A 22640-nucleotide genomic window follows, 5' to 3' on the forward strand; every position below is an offset into this window, starting at 1 on the left:
GCTGGAAAGGACAGGGGAACGATCATGAGCGTGTTGCGTGTGATGGGCACGGAGACGGAGTATGCCGTGTCGCAGGTTGGTGCGGCGCATTATCAGCCGGTGCGGCTGTCGTTCGATGTGGTGGGTGCGGCTGCGGATACGCGCACGAGGCATATTCGCTGGGATTACCGGCAGGAGGATCCGGTGAACGATGCGCGTGGCACGCGTCTGGATCGCGCCGCCGCCCGGCCGGAGATGCTCACCGACTCCCCGCAGCTTAACATCGTCAATGTCATCGCCCCCAACGGCGGGCGCATTTATGTCGATCACGCGCACCCCGAATATTCCGCGCCGGAGACCGTCGACCCGTTCCAGGCGGTCGCCTACGACCATGCGGGCGACCGTCTCATGTTGGCCGCCGTGTGTCAGGCCAGCCATGTCACCGGCCATGTCATCGCATTGCATCGTAACAACGTGGATGGCAAGGGTGCCAGCTGGGGTACGCATGAGAATTACATGATGCTGCGGCGTGTACCGTTCGACGACGTGGCGGGCCTGATGACCGCGCATTTCATTTCACGTCAGATTTGGGCGGGTTCGGGTCGCGTCGGTGTCGGCGAGCGCAGCGAGGAGCCGGGTTATCAGCTCAGTCAGCGTGCCGATTACATTCACGCCAAGATCGGTTTGCAGACCACATTCGACCGTCCGATCATCAATACGCGCGACGAATCCCATTCCACGGGCGAATACCGGCGTCTGCACGTGATCGTGGGCGACGCGAACCGCATGGATGTGCCTCAGGCGTTGAAACTCGGCGTGACCAGCATGCTGCTGTGGATGCTCGAACATGCGGATGAGGCCGGATTCGACGTGCACGGACTTATCGAGGGACTGCGCTTGGCAGATCCGGTCGAAGCCATGCATACCGTGTCGCATGATCTTGGGTTGGAAGCCGAGCTGCCGTTGGAGCATGGCGGAAGCATAACCGCCTGGCAGATGCAGGTGCGGTTGCGCGGCGCGGTGTATGCGGTCGCGTCAATGGTGCTCGGCACCGATACCAAGGGCGAACCGGCATGGGAGGACCGGCAGACGCGCAACATCATGGCCATGTGGGGGCAGGCGCTCGCCGACATCGCGGCGATCCGGCATGCCTCCGACGATGAGCGTCTTGCCATGCGTGCCGAGGCGGGGCGTGTGGAGTGGCTGTTCAAATGGCAGTTGCTGGAGCGGATGCGTCGCAGGCTCGGCGGTGCCGACTGGTCGGATCCGCGTCTGGCCGCCATCGATCTGCGGTGGGCGGCGCTCGACCCGGCGGAGTCCATTTATGCCAAGGTCGAATCGAAGACCGAGCGTGTGGTGGATGATCAGGGACTTGACCACGCCGCGTCCGCCGCGCCGGAGGAGACTCGCGCCTGGCTGCGTGCGGAGCTGGTTCGGCGGTTCCCTGATGAGATCGTGGCTGCCAGCTGGTCGCATATCACGGTGCGTAGGCCGGAAGCGTTGCGCGATACGCTCGACAACGTGTATGGCAACGCTTCCGCGGAACGGGTGCGGGCGGTCGGCCGGGATGGCCTCGTCGATCTCGACATGTCCGATCCGCTCGCTTTCGGCGCGGCTCGGACCCGTGACGCGCTGGAACATGCAGGCAGCGCGTCTCAGGCTCTCGGCGCAATCTCCGGGCGTAGTTAGAATGTGCACTATGACACAAGAGAATCTACGCGAACTGGCGATGAAGGTCGTCGAAACGGCCAAGGCGGCGGGCGTCCACGCTCTGCAGGATCAGTTGAACTCACATGGCAGCGTGATCACACACGGCGAGGGCGGTCAGCGTTTCGCCGGCGAAGTGGATAACAGGCTGCTGCGATACGTGTCGGGCCGTCTTGCGGATATCAATCATTTCGACGGTTTCTGGCAGACCCGCCCGGCGGAAAGCCATCCGGGGCAGCGCTACTGGTGCGTCGGCAAGCTTGACGGTTCCATCAACTACGTGCGCAACATGAGCGAATGGGCCGTCACCATCTCCCTGTTCGAATTCAATTGGGAGGGGTCGGCTCAGCCGATTCTCGGCGTCGTGCACGCCCCCGCATTGGGCGAGACGTATGTGGCGGTGCGCGGCGGCGGCGCGGTGCGCATCCGTAACACGCAGCTCGGCGAGAAACGCGAGAAGGTCGTACCGTCCGTCACCCCCAATCTTGAGGGATCCGTAGTGAGTTTCGGCATGTCGTACCTTCCCGGCGAATCCGATCGCGCTCTGGCCGCGGTGGCGGCGTTGGCCGGGCATCATCCCGCCGACGTCAAGCGTGTCGGTCCCGCGTCGCTCGACCTGTGCAAGGTCGCGGATGGCACGTATGACGCGTATTTCGAGCCCGCACTGCACGATTGGGATGTGCCGGCGATTTCCGCGGCAGCCGTGGTGGTCTGGGAGGCGCAGGGTGCGTTGCACCGTTGGGACGGCAGTGACATCCACTGGCGTCAGAACAACGACATCGTATGTACCAACGGGCTGATCGACCGCGAGCTCAAGCCGATCCTCACCCAGCACTGACCCACCAGCACTGATCCATCGGACACCATTGGGTTCCATCGGACTCCATCGGGACGTCAGAACTTCATCAGAACATCAAGGAAGTGACCAATCATGCCACAGCAGTTCCAGCAGACGCAGCATGAGGAGCAGCAGTCGGGCGGCGAGGATCAGGTTCTTGCCTCCGGCGCCGCACAGCAGCAGGAGGACTTCGATGTCCTCGATTCCGTGCTCGACGATATCGAATCGACGTTGGAGACCAGCGCCGAGGATTACGTGTCGAGCTTCGTGCAAAAAGGCGGCGAGTGATGCCTCAGCTGCGTGACAGCAGCACCCGCGCCATGCATGAGCGTACCGGTATGCGCGACGGATTCGAACGTATCTTCGGCATCGAAACTGAATACGGCGTATCCGTCACGGGTGCCGATAAAGCCGTGGACGCCGGTCAGGTGGCCATGACGATGTTCCAGCCGGTCGTGTCGCGGGCGAGATCCACCAACACGTATCTGGACAACGGTTCACGCCTGTACTTGGACGTCGGCTCGCACCCGGAGTATGCCACCGCCGAGGCGGCCGACCCCATGGACGCGCTCGAACAGGATCTCGCTGGTGAACATATCATGCGGCGTCTCGCCTTGGATGCGCAGCACCGTCTGCGTGCCGGTCATGGCGACCATGCCACGATCCACGTGTTCAAGAACAACGTCGATTCCGCCGGGCATGCGTTCGGCTGCCATGAGAATTATCTCGTGCGCCGTTTCGTGAATCTTGAACTCATCGAGGAGCAGCTGTTGCCGTTCCTCATCACCCGTCAGCTGTATACGGGTGCGGGGCGGTTCGCCGAGTCGGGTTTCCAGATCACGCAGCGTGCCGACTTCCTTGACGAGGCCGTCTCATCCGCCACCACGCGGGCGCGCCCCATGATCAACACCCGTGACGAGGCGCATGCCGATCCTGAATCCTACCGGCGTCTGCATGTGATCATCGGTGATTCCAACCGTTCGCAGTGGGCTACGTGGCTGAAGCTCGCCACCACGCATCTGGTGCTGTGCGTGATCGAGGATGCCGTGCGGCGTGGTGTTCCCTCCGGGTTCGAGGGGCTTGCTTTGGCCGACCCCACCGAGGCGAATCGCACCGTGAGTCGTTTCCTGGATGACCCGGAAGCCGGATTGGCTGTCAAGGGTGCGGATGGTGAAGCAAACGGTCGCACGTTGACGGCCATGCGGATCCAGCGCCGGTATTTCGACGTGGTCGAAGCGTTCGTGCATGAACATGGCGACGCAATCGCCGCTGGATTGCCGCGTACTTCGCCCGAAGCGATTCTCGACGCATGGCGTTGGGCGTTGGATGCGTTGGAGCGTGGGGATATGGCCGCGCTCGCGCAGCGTGTGGATTGGGCGGTGAAATACCGGTTGGCGGAGGCGGTGCGCCGCCGTAAACCGCAGGTTTCCCGCACCGCGTTGGAGCGTCTGGAATTGGAGTACCATGATGTGGCCAACGGTCGCCTGTACGGTTCGCTGGTCGCACACGGCCAGTTGAGGCGGATCGCCGACCGGGATGCCGGCGACAAGGCGGTCGATACGCCGCCGCAGGGCACCCGTGCCGCGCTGCGTGGGCGGTTCGTGCGTGTCGCCCGCGAGGCGAACGCGCAATTCTCCTGCGATTGGACCACGTGCACGCTGGCCAGTCCGGTCCGGCGCGAGGCGGTGCTGCTCGACCCGTTCGACGCGCACTCCACTGCGGAGTTCACCGCGCTGATGGATGCGCTGCGCGGCGAGGCTGGCGGAGTCCGGTGAGACTAGCGAGACATGTGAGGCATAAGCAAACCCCCCGTCCGACATCGGGCGGGGGGTTTGCTTATCTATGGCGCGAGATCACTTCTCGGTGACAGCCTTCTTCAGCAGGGAGCCAGCGGAGATGCGCACGCCGTAGGTGGCGGGGATCTCGATGGTTTCGCCGGTACGCGGGTTGCGACCGGTGCGGGCGGCGCGCTTGACGCGCTCAGCGGAGAACAGACCGGTCAGCTTCAGGCCTTCGCCGGACTTCATAGCCTCGACGAACACATCCTGGAAAGCGTTGACGGCAGCTTCAGCCTGAGCCTTGGTCAGGTTGGACTTCTGAGCAATCTTCGAGACGAGATCAGACTTGTTGTATGCCATAAGTGTCCTTCTTTATCCGGGGATGACTCCGCCAGGAGTGCATCCGTTTGTGACATGTAAGATATTAGCGCACGAACCCGCCAAATACCGCATTATGACAACGTTTTTCCGTGTTTTTCTCCCGTTTTGGGCAAAAATGTGAGGCTTATGTGGCAAGTTCGCATGATTGGACGGGTTTCCTCAGATGAGATCATGGCGATCCAGCCATTTCATGGCCAGAGCACCCAGCGGGATGCGCAGCCAGTAGAACACCACGCGATGCAGCAGCGTGGCGGACAACGCGACGCCCTGCGGAACACCGACCGCCACGAACGCGAAGGTGAGCGCCGCTTCCACGCCGCCCAAGCCGCCCGGCGTGGGGACCGCGGAACCGAGCGCGTAGGCGAGCATGAACACGAAAATCGTTTCGATGGGGTTCATATGCACGCCGAACGCGAGCAGTGCCGCCCAGAACGCCAGACCGGTGGCGATGTTCTGCAACGCGCCGCCGCCGATGCTGACCGTCAATTCGGTCGGCTGATTGAGCACGTTGACCAGCTGCGTGAAATATCGTTTCGCCATGGGCGCAAAACGTTGCGTCACCACATGCCGCAGTGGCGGAATCATCATGGCGATGGCCAATACCGCGCCGACCGCGCCGAGCGCGATCACCAGGGTGTTCGTGGGAATGCTGCCGGACAGCGTGTGCTTGCCGGTGAACAGGCCGATGAGAATCAGCAACGCGAAATACGTCAGGTAATAGACGGCCATCACTGCGCTCATGATCGCGGTGGCGACGGTGTTGCGGTAGCCGGTTTTGCGCAGGAACTGCAGGTTCACGAAGGCAGGGCCCACGCCCGCGGGCATCGACACGGTCGCGAAACCGCCGGCCACCTGGCTCATGAATATGCCGAGCGGGCGACGTTTGTTTTTCTCGATCAGCGCGCCGAGCGATAGGGAGGAACCCATCCAGCTGAGCACGCCGAACGTGAGACATATCGCGGCCATGGCGGGATTCGCGTTGCGCAGCGCAGCGATGATCTCCTCGGGCTTGAGCTGGGTGAACACCACGACCACGGCGACGATGACCAACAGCATGGCCAGCATGGACCGCCAGGAGAAGCGGGCGAGCGTCACCGGTTCCGGGGCGTCGTTCTGCTCGTCGTCGGCCATGGCGTTGATACGGGTCTGCAGGGTTTTCAACATCTGCTTATCCCAGGATTCCAGCGCGCGTGTGGGGAAGGGGATGGCGACCTTCTGCAGGAACGGCGCGATGTCGAGCAGCGTCTCCTCACCCCAGACCTCGCGTGCGGCGGCGAGCGCGTCGTCCACGCCGATGAGTGCCGCGAACAGGGCGAGGAGTTGCACTTTGTCGAGTGCGATGTTGGTGCCTGCCGATCCGCTGTCGCCGTTGTGCCAGCCTGCGATGACGGGGATGCCGCCGTCCATTCGGGCGAGGGTGTCGGGGGTGATGCAGCGGTGCGTGTAGCCGCGGCGGTTCGCCACGTCGAGGAATCGCATGTATTCGATGGCGTCGTCGTAGGTGAGCAGGTTCAGGTTCGTGGGGCGTTCGCCGGTGTGCGCGTCGAGGACGAGAATCGCGGATTCCTCGGTGTCGGCCACGCCGTATGGTGCCATGGCGGGCAGTCCGGCGGAGCGTAGTCCCAGCAGCATGGCGAAGTGGTGTTGTACGGCGTCGCGGACGTTGCGGTCGCGACGGATGGAGATGCCGGTGAATCGCAGCCAGCTCCACAGCTGCTTGAGGTATCCGGCGGTGTGCATCTGCGCGTCGAGTACGGAGATCACGTACCGTTTGCCGGCTGCGGTGCGCATGTCGTAGATGCGCGAGCCTTCGACCAGGTCGTCGTCGAGGGAGACATTGAGGGCGCGGACGCGTGAATGGGGTTCCTGCTGGCGTGTGAGGGTTTCGACGTCGAGGCCGATGTTGCGTAGTACGTTCGCCAGGTCCTTGCCCCATGCGCCGGTGTTGCGCGTGCCTACGATGAATCGGATGATCATGCCGAGCGCCCTGCCTATGACGAACGAGACGAGCATGCCCGTCACGGAATGCCAGGAGAGGATGACCATGAGCGCGGCGGTGGCGTAGAGGATGTTCCATCCCCATTTGACCGACGAGCGTATGCGTCTTGGGCCTGCGGTGGTCAGGAAGGCCGCCATGGCCGCGTAGATGCCAGGCAATAGGCCGGAATCCAGCATGGTGGTGGCGGAAATCAATGCCAGCGCCAGGATTCTGTCGCCCAGTCCGCATAGCAGGGTGGAAACGGCCCATGAGGCGAGATAGCCGATGAGCATGCTGGCTATGGCGGTCACCGTGGTGAGCCATTCGCGGGCGAAGAGCAGTTGCAGGCTCACCATCACGACGATAAGGACCGTGGCGAGTTGCTGCAGTACGGATGCGGGGATGTCCGCGAGCCAGTTGATGGCTTGCGCCGCGGTGTGGGCGTCGGATTCGACGCCGCTGGTGATACCGCCCATGTATACGGCGAACACCATCACTATGATCGCGCCCACGAGTGAAAGCGCCGCGCGGGTGAGGTCCCCGAAGTCTCGTGTGCGCCGTGGGGCGACGTCGTCAATATGCATATCCGTCCTATCCGTTATGCGTTGCGGGCTGTGCCGGCTGTCGGGTCACGTGCCGGTGCGGCCCGTGACGCCCATGAATGTGGATTGCCGATGCCGGCGGCGCCTTGGGGCGTCACCGGCATCGGCAATCGGAGTGTGCGGTTCAGCGGTCGAAGGCGACCAGCTTGCCGGCCCATCCGGTGTAGGTCGCGGGGGTCAACGCCTTGAGACGTGCCGCGGTCTCATCGTCGAAGGACTGTTCGTCGATGAAGTGTTCGACGGCTTCCTTGCTGATCTCGTGGCCGCGCATCAGCTCCTTGACCTTCTCATACGGCTTCTCCATGCCGGGCAGGCCCTTGAGCTCGCAGGCGCGCATCGCGGTCTGGATCGGCTCGCCGAGCACCTCCCAGTTGGTGTCGAGCTCATGCTCGATGGCGTAATCGTTCGGGTGGATGGACTTCAGGCCGCCCATCAGGTTGTACAGGGCCAGCTGGCTGTAGCCGAGCGCGGAACCGATGTTGCGCTGCGTGGTGGAATCGGTCAGATCGCGCTGCCAGCGGGATTCCACCAGCGTGGCGGACAGGGTGTCGAGCAGGGAGCAGGAGATCTCGAAGTTCGCTTCGGCGTTCTCGAAACGGATCGGGTTCACCTTGTGCGGCATGGTGGAGGATCCGGTCGCGCCCTTCACCGGGATCTGCGCGAACACGCCACGGGAGATGTACATCCACACATCCACGCACAGGTTGTGCATGATGCGGTTCGCGTGGGAGACGGTGGAATACAGTTCGGCCTGCCAATCATGGCTTTCGATCTGCGTGGTCAGCGGGTTCCAGGTCAGTCCCATGCGGTTCTCGACGAACTCACGGGAGACGGCGATCCAATCGACGTCCGGGCAGGCGGCCAGATGGGCGCCGAACGTGCCGGTCGCGCCGTTGATCTTGCCCAGGTACTCCTGTTGTTCGATGTGCTTGAGCTGACGGTTCAGACGGTACACGTATACGGCGAGTTCCTTGCCGAGCGTGGTCGGGGTGGCGGGCTGGCCGTGGGTCAGGGAGAGCAGCGCCTTGTCCTTATACTCTTCGGCCTTGCCGGCGAGATGGTCGATGATCTCCTTGAACGCGGGGGTCCACACGTGTTCCATGGCGTTCTTCACGCAACGGGCGGTGGAGAGGTTGTTGATGTCTTCGGAGGTGCAGGCGAAATGCACCAGCGTCTTGAGACGGTCGTTGATGTTGGTCAGTTCGGCGGGGGCTTCGTCGATGAAGTCGTCGATGTAGTATTCCACGGCCTTCACATCATGGTGGGTGATCGCCTCATGCGCGGCGTGGCGGGCGATGCCTTCGGCGCCGAAGTTCTCGGGGATGGCGCGCAGATACGCCTGTTCGGCTTCGGTGAACGGGGTGACGCCGTCGACGACGGGGCGGTTGCCGTTGCCTTCGAAACCGTTGGCCAGGAGGATCATCCATTCCACTTCCACGCGCATACGTTCGCGGTTCAGTGCGGGTTCGCTCAGGTATTCAACCAGAGGGGCGGTGGCGTTGCGATAACGGCCGTCGAGAGGGGTGAGTGCGACTGCGGGAGAGATATCAGTAAGATTCATGCCTTTCAGGGTACTTGGTGGCGTGGAGCTGTGCGGCGTATGGCGTTACACTCGTGTGCGTGGCAAGCGAGAACGAAGAGAATGCGAAGAAGCGCAAACCGGTGAAACGGGCGAAACGGGGGAAGAACACGAAACGCGCGACAACCGGCGAAACCGGTAAATACGAGCGCGGCACGCGCAGCTACACCATGTCGCGCATCCGCGGCAAAGACACCAAAATCGAAGTGCTCGTACGCAGCTACCTGTTCCGCCGCGGCCTGCGATTCCGCAAAAACGACAAACGCTACCCAGGGCATCCGGACATCGTGCTGCCCAAATACCACGTCATCGTATTCGTCAACGGCTGCTTCTGGCATATGCATGAGCACTGCGGCAACCATTCGATGCCCAAATCCAACGTGGAATTCTGGAATGCGAAACTGCTGCGCAACCGCGAGCGCGACCGTGACCAGCATCATCGTCTGCTCGACGACGGCTGGCGTGTCATCGACGTATGGGAATGTGAACTCGCCAAACCGGTGCGTGAGGAACGGCTCGAACGGCTGTATACGCAGATCGTCGACTCAGAAGAGTCGCATATCGATGAGACCGGCGACAGTCGGTGGGTGTGGGACGATGAGGGGAACGGCGGGAAGAATAGCGGGAAAACCGTCGAATGAGCCGAATGGATTACGCCGTCGGCATGGTATCGGCACGTGCCGCTAGTATCGGTTAGGCCTATTCGAGCCGAATCGTGAGCTCAAAGGCCTGACAAGACAAGATCCTTGCCGAGTAGAGCTACGGGATTCCTCAATGTTTTTGCAGCGATGCCGTCGCGCCGAAACGGGCGGCGGGCCGGCTTCAGGGAGTAAACGCACCGAAGGCCACGTTGCGAGGAAACCGCTACCCTCGCGCAGCGTGTGTGGGCGGGCGCACGTGCCGGATGCGACACGACTAAGGAGCAGATCATGGCTGCGAAGAACGCAACCAACCCCGCCGGCGGGAATGCTGGCATCAACCCGAATTCCATCATCTACCGCCCCATCACCTGGGACGATCTGGATGCCGTGACCGAACTGTTCGACCGCACCTGGCCGCAGGACGGGGCGCTCGCGGGCACCGAGTATTCGACGCTAATATCCAGATATTTCGTGCTGCACTACCTGCAGCCGGCCACGTTCGCGAATGCCGCGTTCACCGCGGATGGCGTGCTCGCGGGCGTCACATTCATCCGTGTAGCGGGGGAGAGTCCCCAGCTCGACGAGATCGACGTTGCCGGGGAAATGACCGAAACTGAGCGTCTGATCCGCGCCGACGTCGAGGCGTCGAAACGGCTTGACCGACTCAACAACGCCTTCGCCCTGGAGCTGGAGCTGGAACGCGAAGGCCATGCCAACGAAACCACGCTGGGCGAACTGGAACTGTTCGTCGTCAACCCGGATGTGCGCGGGTGCGGCGTCGGCGGAGGATTGTGGAACCGTATGCAGCGGTATCTGGCGGCATGGGACGTGGACGCGTTCTATCTGCATACTGATTCCGACTGCGACGTGAGCTTCTACGATCACAAGGGGCTGGAACGCATCGCGGAACGCCCCGCCGGCACTCCGGTGGCCGAGGGGGACGAACCGTTGTTCGATGACATGTTCATCTACCGTGGACAGGTGCAGATCTGATGATGCGCAACAAAACCTCACGGCAATTCGATGTCGAGATCGAAGGCACCGCGGGCGTCATCGAAACCGTCGAAACCGATCACACCCCCGAAACCACCGCAGAAACCACCATCGAGCCCAAGCGTTCGCCGTACGCGATGCTGTTCTCCATCTCCGGCACGAAAGCGTTCTGCGCGTCCGGTGCGCTCGCGCGTTTTCCCATGTCGATGATGGGCCTGGGCATCATCCTCGCTCTCAACCACCTGTACGACAATTGGACGATCGCCGGCACCATGAGCGCCGCTTATGTGCTCGCCACCGCGGTGGTTACCCCGCTGTACGCGCGTCTGTTCGACCGGTTCGGGCAGCGTCGCATCGGCAGGATGGTGCTCGCCGTGCAGATCGTCGCCATGCTCGCCTTCGCCTTCGCGGCGCTTGTGCGCGTACCGATTCCACTGCTGTTCCTGCTGGCCGTCGTGATGGGCCTGACCCAGTTCGCGTTCGGCGCGCTCGTGCGCACCCGCTGGGCGTATGTGCTCGAACGCACCGGCAACAACGGGCTGCTCAACACCGCGTATGCGTTGGAATCCGCCATCGATGAGATCGTGTTCATCTTCGGCCCGATCCTGGCCGCGTTCCTCGCGGCATCCGTGCACCCGGTCTCGCAGCTGTTCGTACCCACGTGCGCGGCGGCGATCGGTGGCACGATCTTCTTCGCCCTGCGCGACACGCAGCCGCCGGTCATGCGACCCGTCGAGGTCGTCGCCGCCGATGCGAGCGACGAGTCGGTGCGCTCCGCGAACGCGACCGGTTCCGCCAGCAGGAACGCCGTGCGGTTCGGACTCAGCCAACTGAAAGGCGGGCGTGGGAACAGCAAACGCAGCGTGCTCACCTATGCCGGCGTGATCCCGCTGCTGCTCGTCTTCATCATCTTCAACATGAGCTTCACCGCGTTCGACACCTCCATGACGGCCGTGATGAAATCGTTGCACCTCGATTCCGTGCTGGGCGTGCAGCTCGCCATGCTCGCGCTCGGCTCATGCATCGGCGCGCTCGTTTTCGGCTCGCGTGAGCTCAAAGGCTCCCGTTGGCGTCACATGGTGATGTTCCTTGCGATCATGACCGTGGGATTCGTGGTCATCCACGCCTGCATGGGCAATCTGATCATCATGGGATTGGTGGAGATCCTCACCGGTCTGACCATTTCGCCGGTGTTCGCCTCCGGCAACCTGGTGATGAAGGAGACCGTGCCCGAGGAATCCCTCACCGAGGGATTGTCTTGGGTGAGTACGGCCGGAACGGTGGGCGCGTCCTTCGGCTCCATGATCACCGGCATCGTGCTCGACCATGCCACGCCGAGCACCAGTCTGATGATGCCGTGGATCTTCGTGCTGTGCTCGATTCCGTTCGCGCTGCTTGGATGGGCCCTCGTCCGCAAACGCGGCTAGGCTCGGGCGTATGGATTGCGGCGGGGTTTTCCGTTCGGAAGGCCCCGCCCTCGTATATGCGAAGGAGGATACGCATGGTCAAGGTTTCGGTTGTCGGCGCCAAGGGGCGTATGGGATCCCATGTGGTCGCGGCGGTGAACGGCGCGGATGACATGGAGCTTGCGCTCACGCTCGACGCGGGCGACGACCTCACCCGCATCGACCGGTCCAACACCGATGTGGTCGTGGAATTCACCGTCCCGTCCGTCAGCCTGGGCAATGTGCTTACCCTGATCGCGCAGGGCGTGGACGTCGTGGTCGGCACCACCGGCTGGACCGACGAGAAGCTCGCCCAGGTGCGTGAGGCCATCGCGAACGGTCCGCGCCCCAGCGATCAGAAGGTGTTCATCGCGCCGAACTTCGCCATCTCCGCGGTCCTCGCCGACTATTTCGCCACCAAGGCCGCCCGCTACTTCGAATCCGCCGAAGTCATCGAACTGCACCACCCGAACAAGGTGGACGCCCCCTCCGGCACCGCCATCCACACCGCGCACGGTATCGCGCAGGCCCGTAAGGATGCCGGTCTCGGCGAGGTCCCGGACAACACCGAAACCGACGGCGGTTCCCGCGGTCAGGTGGTCGACGGCATTCACGTGCACGCCGTCCGTCTGCGCGGTCTGAACGCCCACGAGGAGGTGCTGTTCGGCAATGCCGGTGAACAGTTGACGATTCGCGCCGACAGCTTCGATCGCGGTTCGTTCATGCCGGGCGTCCTGCTGGCAGTGCGCAAGCTCGCCGGCGACGCTCCCACGGGTCTGACCGTCGGCCTCGATAACTTCCTCGACCTGTAATCCGCAAGGAATCCCAGCCTCCCGCGGCCAAGACGGCCCGGGAGGCTTTTTCATGCCCGGAAACGAACCCATCCTGCCGCATCCCCTTCGGCGCATCTCCCCTCCTCAAAATCAGACAAATTTGGCTTGGTTTTGTCGGAAAACGGGGATGGGGTTCCGCCGGCTTGTGCCTCCCCTCCTCAAAATCAGACAGATTCGGCTTGGTTTTGTCGGGAAGTGGGGATGGGGCCTGTCGGGTTGTGATTCCCTCCCCCGAATCGGACGGATTCGGGCGTACGAGGCGAGGGGCGAATACGGGAAAGGGATTGAAATGTGAAACGGACAGTGGAATGAGCGTTGTAGCGTCCGTGGCGGGAAGTACCGTGGCAGATATGAGTGAGAGTGACATGCACCTGTTGAACCCGGCCCCGTTCGGACGTATCCTTCCGGCGATGATTACCCCGATGAAGCCCAATGGCGACGTCGATTTCGAAGCGGCCCAGAAACTCGCCAAGCAGCTTGTGGCCGACGGTGCCGACGGTCTGGTGGTCAACGGTACCACCGGCGAATCGCCTGTCACTCACATGGATGAAAAGGTGGATCTCGTCCGCGCGGTCAAGGAAGTCGTGGATGTGCCGGTGATTTCCGGCGCAGGCTCCAACGACACCGCGCACACCGTTCGCATGGTCGAACAAACCCAGGAGGCGGGCGCCGACGCGGTGCTCGTGGTCATGCCGTACTACTCCCGTCCGAGCCAGGACGGCGTCGTCGGCCATTACAAGGCCGTCGACGAAAGCACCGATAAGCCGATCATCGTCTACGATGTTCCCTCCCGTACCGGTCTGAAAGTCAAGGTCGAAACGTACGACCGTCTCGCCGAGTTGGATCATGTTGTGGCGGTCAAGGACGCCACCGGCGATCTGGCCGCGGCCGTCGAGAAGCAGCAGCGTACCGGGCTCGCCTGGTATTCCGGCGATGACGGCCTGTTCCTGCCGTTCCTCTCCATCGGTGCGGTGGGCATTATCTCCGTGATCGCACATGTGGCCGCTGGCCCGATGGCCGATTTGGTCGATGCGTTCGATCGCGGCGATATTCATGAGGCGCAGCGTCTGGCCAATCGACTTGCGCCGCTTGTCCATTCCATGAACGGTGATGGCTATCAGGCCGTTATGGCCAAGGCCGCGTTGAAGGTGCGCGGCGTACTGGACAGCACCACCATGCGTCTGCCGAATATCGGTCCGGATGCTGCACAGCTCGAGAAAGCGAAGGCGGGCATGCTAGCCGCCGGATTGCTGTGAGGCAACCCCTCGAGTTTCGCCGTGCACAGCCGGACGATTCCAACTGTCGCTCCCGTAAGAGTACGGGAGCACTTCAATAAATAAGGAATAGTCCCTCAGTATGGCACAAGAAAAGAAAGCAACGAAAAGCACGCGTCGCCGCGGTTCGGCGTCGCGCAAGAGCAACGACACGCAGTCCCAGAAGAGCACCTCTCGCCGTGGTGCTGCGTCGAGAACCCGTGGTCGCAACACGAAGAGCGCACCGCAGGCCACCGCGCCCCAGCAGGACGCGGTGCTGATCGCCCCGCCGAAGTATCGCAAGGGCTCGATGCGCATCACGCCACTCGGCGGTCTGGGCGAGATCGGGCGCAACATGAATGTGGTCGAATACAACGGCCACCTGCTGCTCATCGACTGCGGTGTGCTCTTCCCGGAGGAGGAGCAGCCCGGCGTCGATCTGATTCTTCCCGATTTCAGCTATATCAAGGATCGTCTCGACAAGGTCGAGGCGCTGGTGCTTACGCATGGTCATGAGGATCATATCGGCGGCGTGCCGTACCTGCTTAGGCTTCGCCCGGATATCCCGCTGATCGGCTCCAAGCTCACCCTTGCCTTTGCGGAGGCAAAGTGCAAGGAGCATCACATCAACCCGACGAAGGTCGAGGTCACCGGGCGTGACAAGCTCAAGGCCGGCCCGTTCGACCTTGAATTCATCAACGTCACGCATTCCATTCCGGATGCGTTGGCCGTATACGTCAAGACGCCGGCCGGCTCCCTGATCGATACCGGCGACATCAAGCTCGACCAGCTGCCGCTCGATCACCGCATCACCGATCTGGTCGAATTCGGCAAGATCGGCGAAAAGGGCGTGGACCTGCTGATGATGGATTCCACCAACGCCGAGGTGCCCGGCTTCGTCAAGCCCGAAACCTCCATCGGCCCGGCGCTCGATCAGGCATTCGCCCAGGCCACCCGCAAGATCATCGTCGCCAGCTTCTCCAGCCACGTGCACCGCGTGCAGCAGGTTGTGGACGCCGCCCACAAGTACGGTCGCAAGGTCGTGTTCGTCGGCCGTTCGATGGTCCGCAACATGTCCATCGCCGCCGATCTGGGCTACCTGCACATCCCCGAAGACACCGTGGTGGATCTCAAGCAGGCCAACGACATCCAGGATGACAAGCTCGTCTACATGTGCACCGGTTCGCAGGGCGAGCCGATGGCAGCCCTTGGCCGCATCGCCGACGGCAACCACCGTGACATCCATATCAACGAGTTCGACACCGTCATCCTCGCCAGCTCCCTGATCCCGGGCAACGAGCACGGCGTGTACAAGGTCATCAACAAGCTCGTGCAGCTCGGCGCGAAGGTCGTCAACCGCGACAACGCCGCAGTGCACGTGTCCGGCCACTGCAATGAGGGCGAGCTGCTGTACATGTACAACATCGTCAAGCCCAAGTGCGCCATGCCGATCCACGGCGAGAACCGCCATCTGGTCGCCAACGGCCTGATCGCCGTCAAGACCGGCGTCGACCCGCAGAACGTGGTGCTCGCGGAGGACGGCGACGTGGTCGACCTCTACCATGGCAAGGCCGCGGTCGTCGGCTCCGTGCCGTGCGGCTACGTGTATGTCGACGGCGATTCGGTCGGCGAGCTGACTGACGAAGAGCTGGAGAAGCGCCGTATTCTCGGCACTGAAGGTTTCGTCTCGTCGTTCGTCGTGGTCGACACCGACAACCGCGAGGTCGTTTCCGGCCCGAAGATCTATCTGAACGCCGTGGCCGAGGATGAAAGCGAATTCGACAAGGTCCGCCACCAGATCGTCCAGCAGCTGAACGACGCGATGATGACGGGCACGAAGGACACGCACAAGCTGCAGCAGATCATGCGCCGCACGCTGGGCAGCTGGGTTGCACGCCAGCTGCATCGCAAGCCGATGATCGTGCCCGTTGTGGCCGACATCGCCACCGATGTGGACGAGAACATGCTGGTCGGACGCAACTGATTTCGATTCCCGCCACGCGGGTGATCGTCCGTGTGGCGGCAGACCCCGTATCGATGACGTCCCGGTGGTCGGATCCAAGGAAAGGATCCGATCACCGGGACGTCATTCGTTTGACGTGATATCGCGGCGTTTCCCCCGAAGCGGGCGATGCCGGTAGGGGGTCGCGCAAGACTTGGGGTCTTCGTAAGCTATAGACCGGAACGGCAATGAGGACGGCATGACCGACGACATCGGTCATGCCGTCTCGCATTGCCTGATGGACGAATAACAGGAACCACCGCGGATACCGCAAGATATCGAAGGAGTCGTATGCCCGGATCAAATCTCACCCGCATCGAGGCCGAAGAACGCAAAGCCGTTGTAGAGGCCCCCATCCACTATCACGTCGATCTCGACCTCACCGTCGGCGGCAAGACCTTCGGCAGCACGTCCCGCATCAGCTTCGGCGCAAGAAGCGGCGCATCCACCTTCCTCGACCTCATCGCGGATGACGTCGAATCCGTGGAACTCAACGGCGTCGTGCTCGATCCGAGCAAGGTGTTCGTCGACAACCGCATCGAACTGACCGACCTTAAGGAGAACAACGAGGTCACGGTCAAGGCGCTGTGCCGCTATTCCAACACCGGCGAGGGCCTGCACCGCTCCGTCGACCCCTCTGACGGCAACATCTACCTGTACTCCCAGTTCGAAGTGCCGGACGCCCGCCGCGTGTACGCGGTGTTCGACCAGCCCGATCTGAAGGCCATCTTCGACTTCGAGGTGCTCGCGCCGGAATCCTGGATCGTCGCCTCCAACATGCCGGTGCATCAGGTCGAAGCGACCGACCGCGTCACGCTCGACGGCACCATGGGCGATCATGCGAACGAGGGCACGAAGCGCTGGGTCTTCGAAAGCACCCCGGTCATGAGCTCCTACCTGACCGCCATCTGCGCCGGCCCGTACGCCGAATGGCACACCGAATACAGCAACGAGGACGGCCGTGTCGTGCCGATGGCCATGTACTGCCGTCAGGCGCTGGCCAAGGCCTTCGAGAAGGACGTCGATTACCTGTTCGACATCACCAAGAAGGGCTTCGCCTTCTACGCCAAGACCTGGGGCGTGCCGTACCCGTACGCCAAGTACGACCAGATCTACGTGCCGGAATACAATGCGGGCGCCATGGAGAACATCGGCATGGTCACCATCCGTGACCAGTACGTGTTCGAATCCAAGGTGACCGACGCGTATGCGGAACGCCGCGTGGTCACCGTGCTGCACGAGCTCGCCCACATGTGGTTCGGCGACTACGTGACCATGAAGTGGTGGAACGACCTGTGGCTCAACGAATCCTTCGCCGAGTTCACGTCCACGCTCGCCACCGCCGAAGCCACCGAATGGAAGGATGCCTGGGCCACCTTCAGCTCCGGCGAGAAGAGCTGGGCGCTGCGTCAGGATCAGCTGAGCACCACGCATCCGATCGTCGCCCCGATCAACGACCTCAACGACACCTACGTCAACTTCGACGGCATCACCTACGCAAAGGGCGCTTCCGTGCTCAAGCAGCTCGTCTTCTACGTGGGCCGTGAGCGTTTCTTCGAGGGCATCAACAGCTATCTCAACAAGCACGCGTATTCCAACGCCACGCTCAGCGACCTGCTCGACGAACTGGAGATCACCTCCGGCCGCGACCTGAAGGCGTGGAGCGCGCAGTGGCTCGAACAGTCCGGCATCAACACCATCACCACCGAGGTCGAGGAGAACGAGGACGGCACCATCAAGCGTCTCGCGCTCCGTCAGACCGCTCCTGCCGAGCATCCGGTGCTGCGTGCGCACCGTCTGGCAGTCGGCTTCTACAACGAGGATCCGCAGACCGGCAGGATCGTGCGCACGGATCGTTTCGAACTCGATGTGGACGGCGAGCTCACGATCGTCGAGGAGGCCGCAGGCAAGACCCGTCCGGCACTGATTCTGGTGAATGACGACGATCTGACCTACACGAAGCTGCGTTTCGACGATAAGAGCCTGAAGTTCGCCGCCGACAACCTGTACCGTTTCGATGATGCGCTGGCACGTTCCGTGATTTGGCTGGCCTTCTGGGATATGACCCGCGACGGCGAGCTGCCGGCGAAGCAGTTCATCGAGACTTCGCTGGCCGCCCTTGCCACCGAGCGCGAATCCACCACGTTCCGTTACGCGCTGGCCCAGATCAGCACCACGGCATGGCATTACACCGCCGAAGCCGACCGTGCCGACGTGGTCAGGCATGTCGCGGCCGAACTGTTCAAGCTGGCCAACGCCGCCCAGGCCGGTTCCGACGAGCAGTTCCAGCTCATCACCGCGTACCTCGGCTACGGTGAGCCGGGTGACGAGGCGTTCGCCGCCAACGCGAAGGGACTGCTTGACGGTTCCGTATCGCTCGAAGGCCTTGAGATCGACAACAACTTCCGTTGGACGGTCATCAATGCGCTGAGCACGGTCAACGAGATCGATCAGGCGGGCATCGACGCCGAACTCGCCAAGCGCGAAACCACCGAGAATCGCGAGTTCGCGTTCGGCGCACGCGCCGTGGCCGGTACCGCCGAGGCGAAGGCTTGGGCGTGGGATGAGGCGCTGCACAACGATGCGCTGACCAACATGCAGCTGGAGGCCGTGGCTCGCGGCTTCGCATCCACGCCGCGTGCCGATCTGGCCGAGCCGTATGCCGAAAAGTACTTCGAGACCGTGGATTGGATCTGGGGCAACAAGACGTTCCACATGGCTGAAGCGCTGCTGGAAGGCCTGTACCCGGCGTACGCCGATCCTGCCAAGCTGGTGGAATTGGGTGACGCATGGCTCGCCTCCCACGAGGATGCGGACAATGCGTTGAAGCGCATCATCCGCGGCAACGTCGAATCCTCGCACCGCACCCTCAAGGTGCGCAGGTACAACGAAAGCCTGTGATCGCCGATAGCACCGGGATGATACCCGGTCGATACGGGAGGACGCGGTAAGGGGCGTCGTCCGATTCCTCGAAAGGGGATTGGGCGACGTCCTTTTCATTGCCCTATGCAGGGCCATACGCAGGTGGGGAAGCCCGATTGTCTGTTTTAAATTGTATTCCTTATATTCCTTATATATAAGCTGTCTTTTGTCGGAAAGTGGGGATGGGGTCCGTCGGCTTGCATCCCCCTTCCTCAAAATCGGACGGATTTGGCCTGTTTTTGTCGGGAAGTGGGGATGGAGGGGCGTCGGCTTGTGTCTCCCCTCCCTGGAATCGGACGGATTTGGCTTGTTTCCCATGATGATTGGTTCCCGATCGGTCATTAGCCGTTGTGCCGAAGGCGTGGCGGAATTCGATCGATAGCCTGGGCCGTAACGACAATCGCCCCGTTCCCACTGAGGGAAACGGGGCGAATGTTTACCGGATGATTTGCGCGGCAGGGCTCACCTTGCGATGACGAAGGATTGCGGCGGCAGCATGATGCCGCCTTCCTCGAACGCGGGGGAGTCGATGGCGAACAGTGCGTCGCCGTCCAGTCCGTCGACGGCCACGTGCTCGACGTTCCGGCCGGGGTTGACCGCGATCACCAGACGCTCGTCGCCGGTGGTCCTGGCGAACGCGAACGCCCTGCCTTCGCCTTGGATCACATCGAAACCGGCCGTCGTATGCAGCGCCGCTTCGGACTTGTGCAGCGCGAGCACCGACTGGATGACATGCCACAGGGAATCGTCGTTAGCCATGGCGTCCTCGACGGTCGGCGCGTCCGCGGCCGGGTCCACCGGCAGATACAAGTCGTCGGCACGGCCCTGGGAGAATCCCAGATTCGCGCCGTGGTCCCATTGCATAGGCGTGCGGCTGCCGGTGCGATTGTAGCCGCCCTCCTTGGAACGCATCGGCAGGTAGCGCATGCCGATCTCGTCGCCGTAGTAGATGAACGGTGCGCCGGGCAGGGTGAGCAGCGTGGCGTAGGCGAGCTTGCGTTCGCGGTCGGTCAGGCGTTGCGCGGTGCGAAGCGTGTCGTGGTTGCAGGTGATGAGGTTGAACAGACCGTGATAACGTTCCGCATCACGCAGCTGGGGTACGTACTGGCCGAGGAACGCATCGACAGGCGTGCCGCTGTCGGCGTTGAAATAGCTGGCATCGTTATCATGCGAAAGCGGCGTATCGGTGTTGCGCAGCAGCATGTTGTAGCCGTTCGGATTGCCGTCCCAACGCCAATCGAGATAGAAGTCCATATCGAAACCGGCCTTGAGCGACTCGTAAGGTCGACCCCATTCGGAGACGAACGCCGCCTCGGGGAATTCGGGGCGGATCTTGGAGAAGATGTACTGCCAGGTCCTGATGGTGAACGGCTTGCCTTCGTCGTCCTGCTTGACCAGGCTGTCGGCCATGTCCACGCGGAAGCCGTCGGCTCCGCGCGAGAGCCAGAAGCGCATCACGTCGACCATCGCGTCGCAGGTGGCGATGGCCTCCGGGCCGAGCGCGGGCTTCTGCCATGCGCGGCGCGGATGCGCGAATCCGTAGTTCAGCGCGGGCTGGCACTTGAAGAAGTTGAGGATATAGGTGCCGTCGCGTTCCGCCTCGCCGCCGATGAACGGCAGGCCGTCGCCGTTGGAGATCCACGTATCGGTCCATATATACCGTTCGGAAACGTTGTCATCGCCGACGACGCGATCGCGTTCCTCCGGCTGCGCGCTGGCCTTGAACCAGGGGTGTTCCTCGCTGGTGTGGCCCGGTACGAGGTCGAGCAGTACGTGCATGCCGCGACGGTGCGCCTCGTCGAAAAGCCTGACGAGGTCGTCGTTGGTGCCGTAGCGGGGGGCAACCAGGGTGTAGTTGCGTACGTCGTAGCCCGCGTCCTTGAAGGGGGAATCGAAGCAGGGGTTGATCCACAGGGCGGTGCATCCCAGATTGTGGATATAGTCAAGCCGCTGAATGATGCCGTTGATGTCACCGATGCCATCGGCGTTGCTGTCTTGGAAGCTTTGGGGGTAGATTTCGTAGAATGCCGCGGTTTCAAGCCATTCCGGGCGGTTCGTGCATACGTTCTCTTGCATTTGTTTCCTCATAAAACCTAGTTAACGAATGGTGATTTGCGACACATTTTACTGTTGGCGTGGCATCGTTTGCAAAACAGTGGTATATTGCTGACTGATGATGCAAAGCAAAGTTTCTGCAAGCGTTTTGCGTGGGTGACGGCGCCAAGCATCAACACAGGTGATTGCATCCCCGAAGGGGGGTGCATAAAGAAAGGAAGATCGATGAAGATCAATTGGACCAAGGCAATCGGTTTGACCGCGGCTGCTGCCATGCTGCTGCCTCTCGCTGCTTGCGGTTCCAGCAACGACAGCGCTGCGAAGTCCAGCGGCTCCACCGAGGAAGTCGCCCTGAGCGTGTGGGCACCGCAGGAGGATCAGGCCAAGGACAACAACTGGCTGGACAAGACCGAGAAGGCGTTCGAGAAGGCTCACCCCGAGTACAAGATCACGTGGAAGAACGACGTCGTTTCCGAAGCTGACGCCGCCGATACCGTGGAGAAGGATCCGTCCGCCGCAGCCGATGTCTACATGTTCGCCAACGATCAGCTCGGCCGCCTGGTCGACGCCGGCGCCATCGGCGAAGTCGGCACCAACGAGCTCAAGCAGGTGAAGGAACAGAACACCCAGTCCCTGATCGACTCCGTCTCCAACGGTGGCAAGGTCTACGGCGTGCCGTACACCACCAACACCTGGTTCATGTACTACGACAAGTCCGCGTTCTCCGCCGACGACATCAAGAGCCTCGACTCCATGCTGGCCAAGGCCAAGGTCGCCTTCCCGATGACCAACGGCTGGTACCTGCAGGCCCTGCTGACCAAGTCCGCCGACCTGACCTTCTTCGGTGACGGCACCGACGCCTCCAAGGGCATCACCGTCGACAAGGACAAGCTGACCGCCGCCACCAAGTACCTGGTGAGCGTCGCCAACAACCCGAACTTCGTGCTCGACAACGAGAACTCCGGCCTCTCCGATCTGCAGGCTGGCAATATCAAGGCCTACTTCTCCGGCTCCTGGGATGCCGCGAACGTGAAGAAGGCTCTGGGCGACAACTATGGCGCCGCTCCGCTGCCGACCTACACCGTGGACGGCAAGTCCTACCAGATGCAGGCCTTCGCCGGCTCCAAGGCCGCCGCCTACAACCCGAACGCCAAGAACCAGAAGGCCGCCGCCCAGTTCGCCGCGTACCTCGGCTCCTCCGAGTCCCAGAAGACCCACTACGACATGCGTGAGGTCATCCCGTCCGACAAGACCCTGACCTCCTCCGATGAGTTCAAGGGCAACGAGCTGGTCAACGCCCAGTCCACCGTCGCCGACGAGCAGTCCCTCATCCAGCCGACCATCTCCGCGATGAACAGCTGGTGGGATTCCGCTAAGGCCTACGGCGAGTCCATCACCAACAAGGTAACCACCGCCGACAACGCTGCCGAGAAGGCTTCCGCTTGGGCTGATCAGCTTGCTGTGATGAACAAGTGATTCGGTTCCATACCAACAAATAACTGAACATACGGATTCCCCCCAAGAATCCAACCCGTGCGGCCACGGCGCTACTCGTGCCGTCGCCGCACGGACACACAAATCTCATAGACCCGTTCCCGCACGCCGCTTCGAAACGATGCGGCGGACTCCTTACGCTGCGGTGGGCGGGTTTATT

At 62.2% G+C, this 22640-nt stretch carries 16 protein-coding genes; 12 read left to right on the forward strand and 4 right to left on the reverse strand.

Translation table 11 applies throughout. From position 1 onward, the window contains the following. Positions 1-24 precede the first annotated feature (24 nt). The 4 genes from dop to pafA all read left to right on the forward strand — a co-directional run bounded on the left by dop (position 25) and on the right by pafA (position 4299). Positions 25-1668: a depupylase/deamidase Dop gene (gene dop, locus BUB29_RS02670; RefSeq protein ID WP_033522007.1), complete on the forward strand. Its 1644-nt coding sequence runs from the start codon at positions 25-27 to the stop codon at positions 1666-1668. A gap of 10 nt (positions 1669-1678) precedes the next feature. Next, positions 1679-2524 (forward strand): inositol monophosphatase family protein, encoded by an 846-nt coding sequence (locus BUB29_RS02675; RefSeq protein ID WP_033522005.1) that lies wholly within the window; start codon positions 1679-1681, stop codon positions 2522-2524. Positions 2525-2617: 93 nt separating this feature from the next. Beyond that, the gene (locus BUB29_RS02680; protein WP_033522003.1) at positions 2618-2812 is read left to right on the forward strand and encodes a ubiquitin-like protein Pup; all 195 of its coding nucleotides are present in this window, start codon (positions 2618-2620) and stop codon (positions 2810-2812) included. Beyond that, positions 2812-4299, forward strand: coding sequence for a Pup--protein ligase (pafA, locus tag BUB29_RS02685; RefSeq protein ID WP_033522001.1), 1488 nt, complete (start codon positions 2812-2814; stop codon positions 4297-4299). Before BUB29_RS02680 ends, pafA begins: the two co-directional genes overlap by 1 nt. Positions 4300-4377: 78 nt before the next feature. On the opposite strand, the gene BUB29_RS02690 is transcribed toward pafA, so the two are convergent. From BUB29_RS02690 to purB, 3 genes are all read right to left on the reverse strand, one after another. After that, positions 4378-4662, reverse strand: a complete 285-nt coding sequence (locus tag BUB29_RS02690; protein ID WP_003825746.1) for an HU family DNA-binding protein — start codon at positions 4660-4662, stop codon at positions 4378-4380. A 180-nt stretch (positions 4663-4842) separates the two neighbouring features. Continuing rightward, positions 4843-7245 (reverse strand): lysylphosphatidylglycerol synthase transmembrane domain-containing protein, encoded by a 2403-nt coding sequence (locus BUB29_RS02695; protein WP_033521999.1) that lies wholly within the window; start codon positions 7243-7245, stop codon positions 4843-4845. A 142-nt stretch (positions 7246-7387) separates the two neighbouring features. After that, positions 7388-8824, reverse strand: a complete 1437-nt coding sequence (purB, locus tag BUB29_RS02700) for an adenylosuccinate lyase (RefSeq protein ID WP_033521997.1) — start codon at positions 8822-8824, stop codon at positions 7388-7390. Positions 8825-8925: 101 nt separating this feature from the next. Here purB and BUB29_RS02705 point away from each other — a divergent pair, with 101 nt between their 5' ends. From BUB29_RS02705 to pepN, 7 genes are all read left to right on the forward strand, one after another. Continuing rightward, positions 8926-9483 (forward strand): very short patch repair endonuclease, encoded by a 558-nt coding sequence (locus BUB29_RS02705; RefSeq protein WP_267895162.1) that lies wholly within the window; start codon positions 8926-8928, stop codon positions 9481-9483. A 288-nt stretch (positions 9484-9771) separates the two neighbouring features. Beyond that, positions 9772-10476, forward strand: a complete 705-nt coding sequence (locus tag BUB29_RS02710; RefSeq protein WP_033521995.1) for a GNAT family N-acetyltransferase — start codon at positions 9772-9774, stop codon at positions 10474-10476. 137 nt (positions 10477-10613) lie between these two features. Then, positions 10614-11903, forward strand: a complete 1290-nt coding sequence (locus BUB29_RS02715; RefSeq protein WP_051914875.1) for an MFS transporter — start codon at positions 10614-10616, stop codon at positions 11901-11903. Between the two features lie 74 nt (positions 11904-11977). Then, a complete protein-coding gene (gene dapB, locus BUB29_RS02720) occupies positions 11978-12733 on the forward strand; it encodes a 4-hydroxy-tetrahydrodipicolinate reductase (RefSeq protein ID WP_033521993.1) in 756 nt (251 codons plus the stop codon). Between the two features lie 371 nt (positions 12734-13104). Continuing rightward, positions 13105-14010: a 4-hydroxy-tetrahydrodipicolinate synthase gene (gene dapA, locus BUB29_RS02725; protein ID WP_033521991.1), complete on the forward strand. Its 906-nt coding sequence runs from the start codon at positions 13105-13107 to the stop codon at positions 14008-14010. A gap of 100 nt (positions 14011-14110) precedes the next feature. Beyond that, positions 14111-15991 carry a ribonuclease J gene (locus BUB29_RS02730; RefSeq protein ID WP_033521989.1) on the forward strand — a complete coding sequence of 627 codons (1881 nt, stop codon included), beginning with the start codon at positions 14111-14113 and terminating at the stop codon, positions 15989-15991. Between the two features lie 309 nt (positions 15992-16300). Further along, entirely contained in the window at positions 16301-18910 is a 2610-nt protein-coding gene (gene pepN / locus BUB29_RS02735) for an aminopeptidase N (RefSeq protein ID WP_033521987.1), read from the forward strand. Between the two features lie 483 nt (positions 18911-19393). Here the strand turns inward: pepN and BUB29_RS02740 are convergent, their stop codons facing one another. Further along, a complete protein-coding gene (locus BUB29_RS02740) occupies positions 19394-21007 on the reverse strand; it encodes an alpha-amylase family glycosyl hydrolase (protein ID WP_033521985.1) in 1614 nt (537 codons plus the stop codon). A gap of 204 nt (positions 21008-21211) precedes the next feature. Between BUB29_RS02740 and BUB29_RS02745 the strand changes: the two genes are divergently transcribed. Further along, entirely contained in the window at positions 21212-22462 is a 1251-nt protein-coding gene (locus BUB29_RS02745) for an extracellular solute-binding protein (protein WP_033521983.1), read from the forward strand. The last annotated feature ends 178 nt before the right edge of the window (positions 22463-22640 follow it).

The organism is Bifidobacterium merycicum DSM 6492 (assembly GCF_900129045.1).
In the GTDB taxonomy this organism is placed as follows: domain Bacteria; phylum Actinomycetota; class Actinomycetes; order Actinomycetales; family Bifidobacteriaceae; genus Bifidobacterium; species Bifidobacterium merycicum.

What these genes read in the sequence shown, in the direction of transcription:
- dop (WP_033522007.1), top strand. Translation starts at nt 25, where the DNA reads ATGAGCGTGTTGCGTGTGATGGGCACGGAGACGGAGTATGCCGTGTCG.
- BUB29_RS02675 (WP_033522005.1), top strand. Translation starts at nt 1,679, where the DNA reads ATGACACAAGAGAATCTACGCGAACTGGCGATGAAGGTCGTCGAAACG.
- BUB29_RS02680 (WP_033522003.1), top strand. Translation starts at nt 2,618, where the DNA reads ATGCCACAGCAGTTCCAGCAGACGCAGCATGAGGAGCAGCAGTCGGGC.
- pafA (WP_033522001.1), top strand. Translation starts at nt 2,812, where the DNA reads ATGCCTCAGCTGCGTGACAGCAGCACCCGCGCCATGCATGAGCGTACC.
- BUB29_RS02690 (WP_003825746.1), bottom strand. Translation starts at nt 4,662, where the DNA reads ATGGCATACAACAAGTCTGATCTCGTCTCGAAGATTGCTCAGAAGTCC.
- BUB29_RS02695 (WP_033521999.1), bottom strand. Translation starts at nt 7,245, where the DNA reads ATGCATATTGACGACGTCGCCCCACGGCGCACACGAGACTTCGGGGAC.
- purB (WP_033521997.1), bottom strand. Translation starts at nt 8,824, where the DNA reads ATGAATCTTACTGATATCTCTCCCGCAGTCGCACTCACCCCTCTCGAC.
- BUB29_RS02710 (WP_033521995.1), top strand. Translation starts at nt 9,772, where the DNA reads ATGGCTGCGAAGAACGCAACCAACCCCGCCGGCGGGAATGCTGGCATC.
- BUB29_RS02715 (WP_051914875.1), top strand. Translation starts at nt 10,614, where the DNA reads ATGCTGTTCTCCATCTCCGGCACGAAAGCGTTCTGCGCGTCCGGTGCG.
- dapB (WP_033521993.1), top strand. Translation starts at nt 11,978, where the DNA reads ATGGTCAAGGTTTCGGTTGTCGGCGCCAAGGGGCGTATGGGATCCCAT.
- dapA (WP_033521991.1), top strand. Translation starts at nt 13,105, where the DNA reads ATGAGTGAGAGTGACATGCACCTGTTGAACCCGGCCCCGTTCGGACGT.
- BUB29_RS02730 (WP_033521989.1), top strand. Translation starts at nt 14,111, where the DNA reads ATGGCACAAGAAAAGAAAGCAACGAAAAGCACGCGTCGCCGCGGTTCG.
- pepN (WP_033521987.1), top strand. Translation starts at nt 16,301, where the DNA reads ATGCCCGGATCAAATCTCACCCGCATCGAGGCCGAAGAACGCAAAGCC.
- BUB29_RS02740 (WP_033521985.1), bottom strand. Translation starts at nt 21,007, where the DNA reads ATGCAAGAGAACGTATGCACGAACCGCCCGGAATGGCTTGAAACCGCG.
- BUB29_RS02745 (WP_033521983.1), top strand. Translation starts at nt 21,212, where the DNA reads ATGAAGATCAATTGGACCAAGGCAATCGGTTTGACCGCGGCTGCTGCC.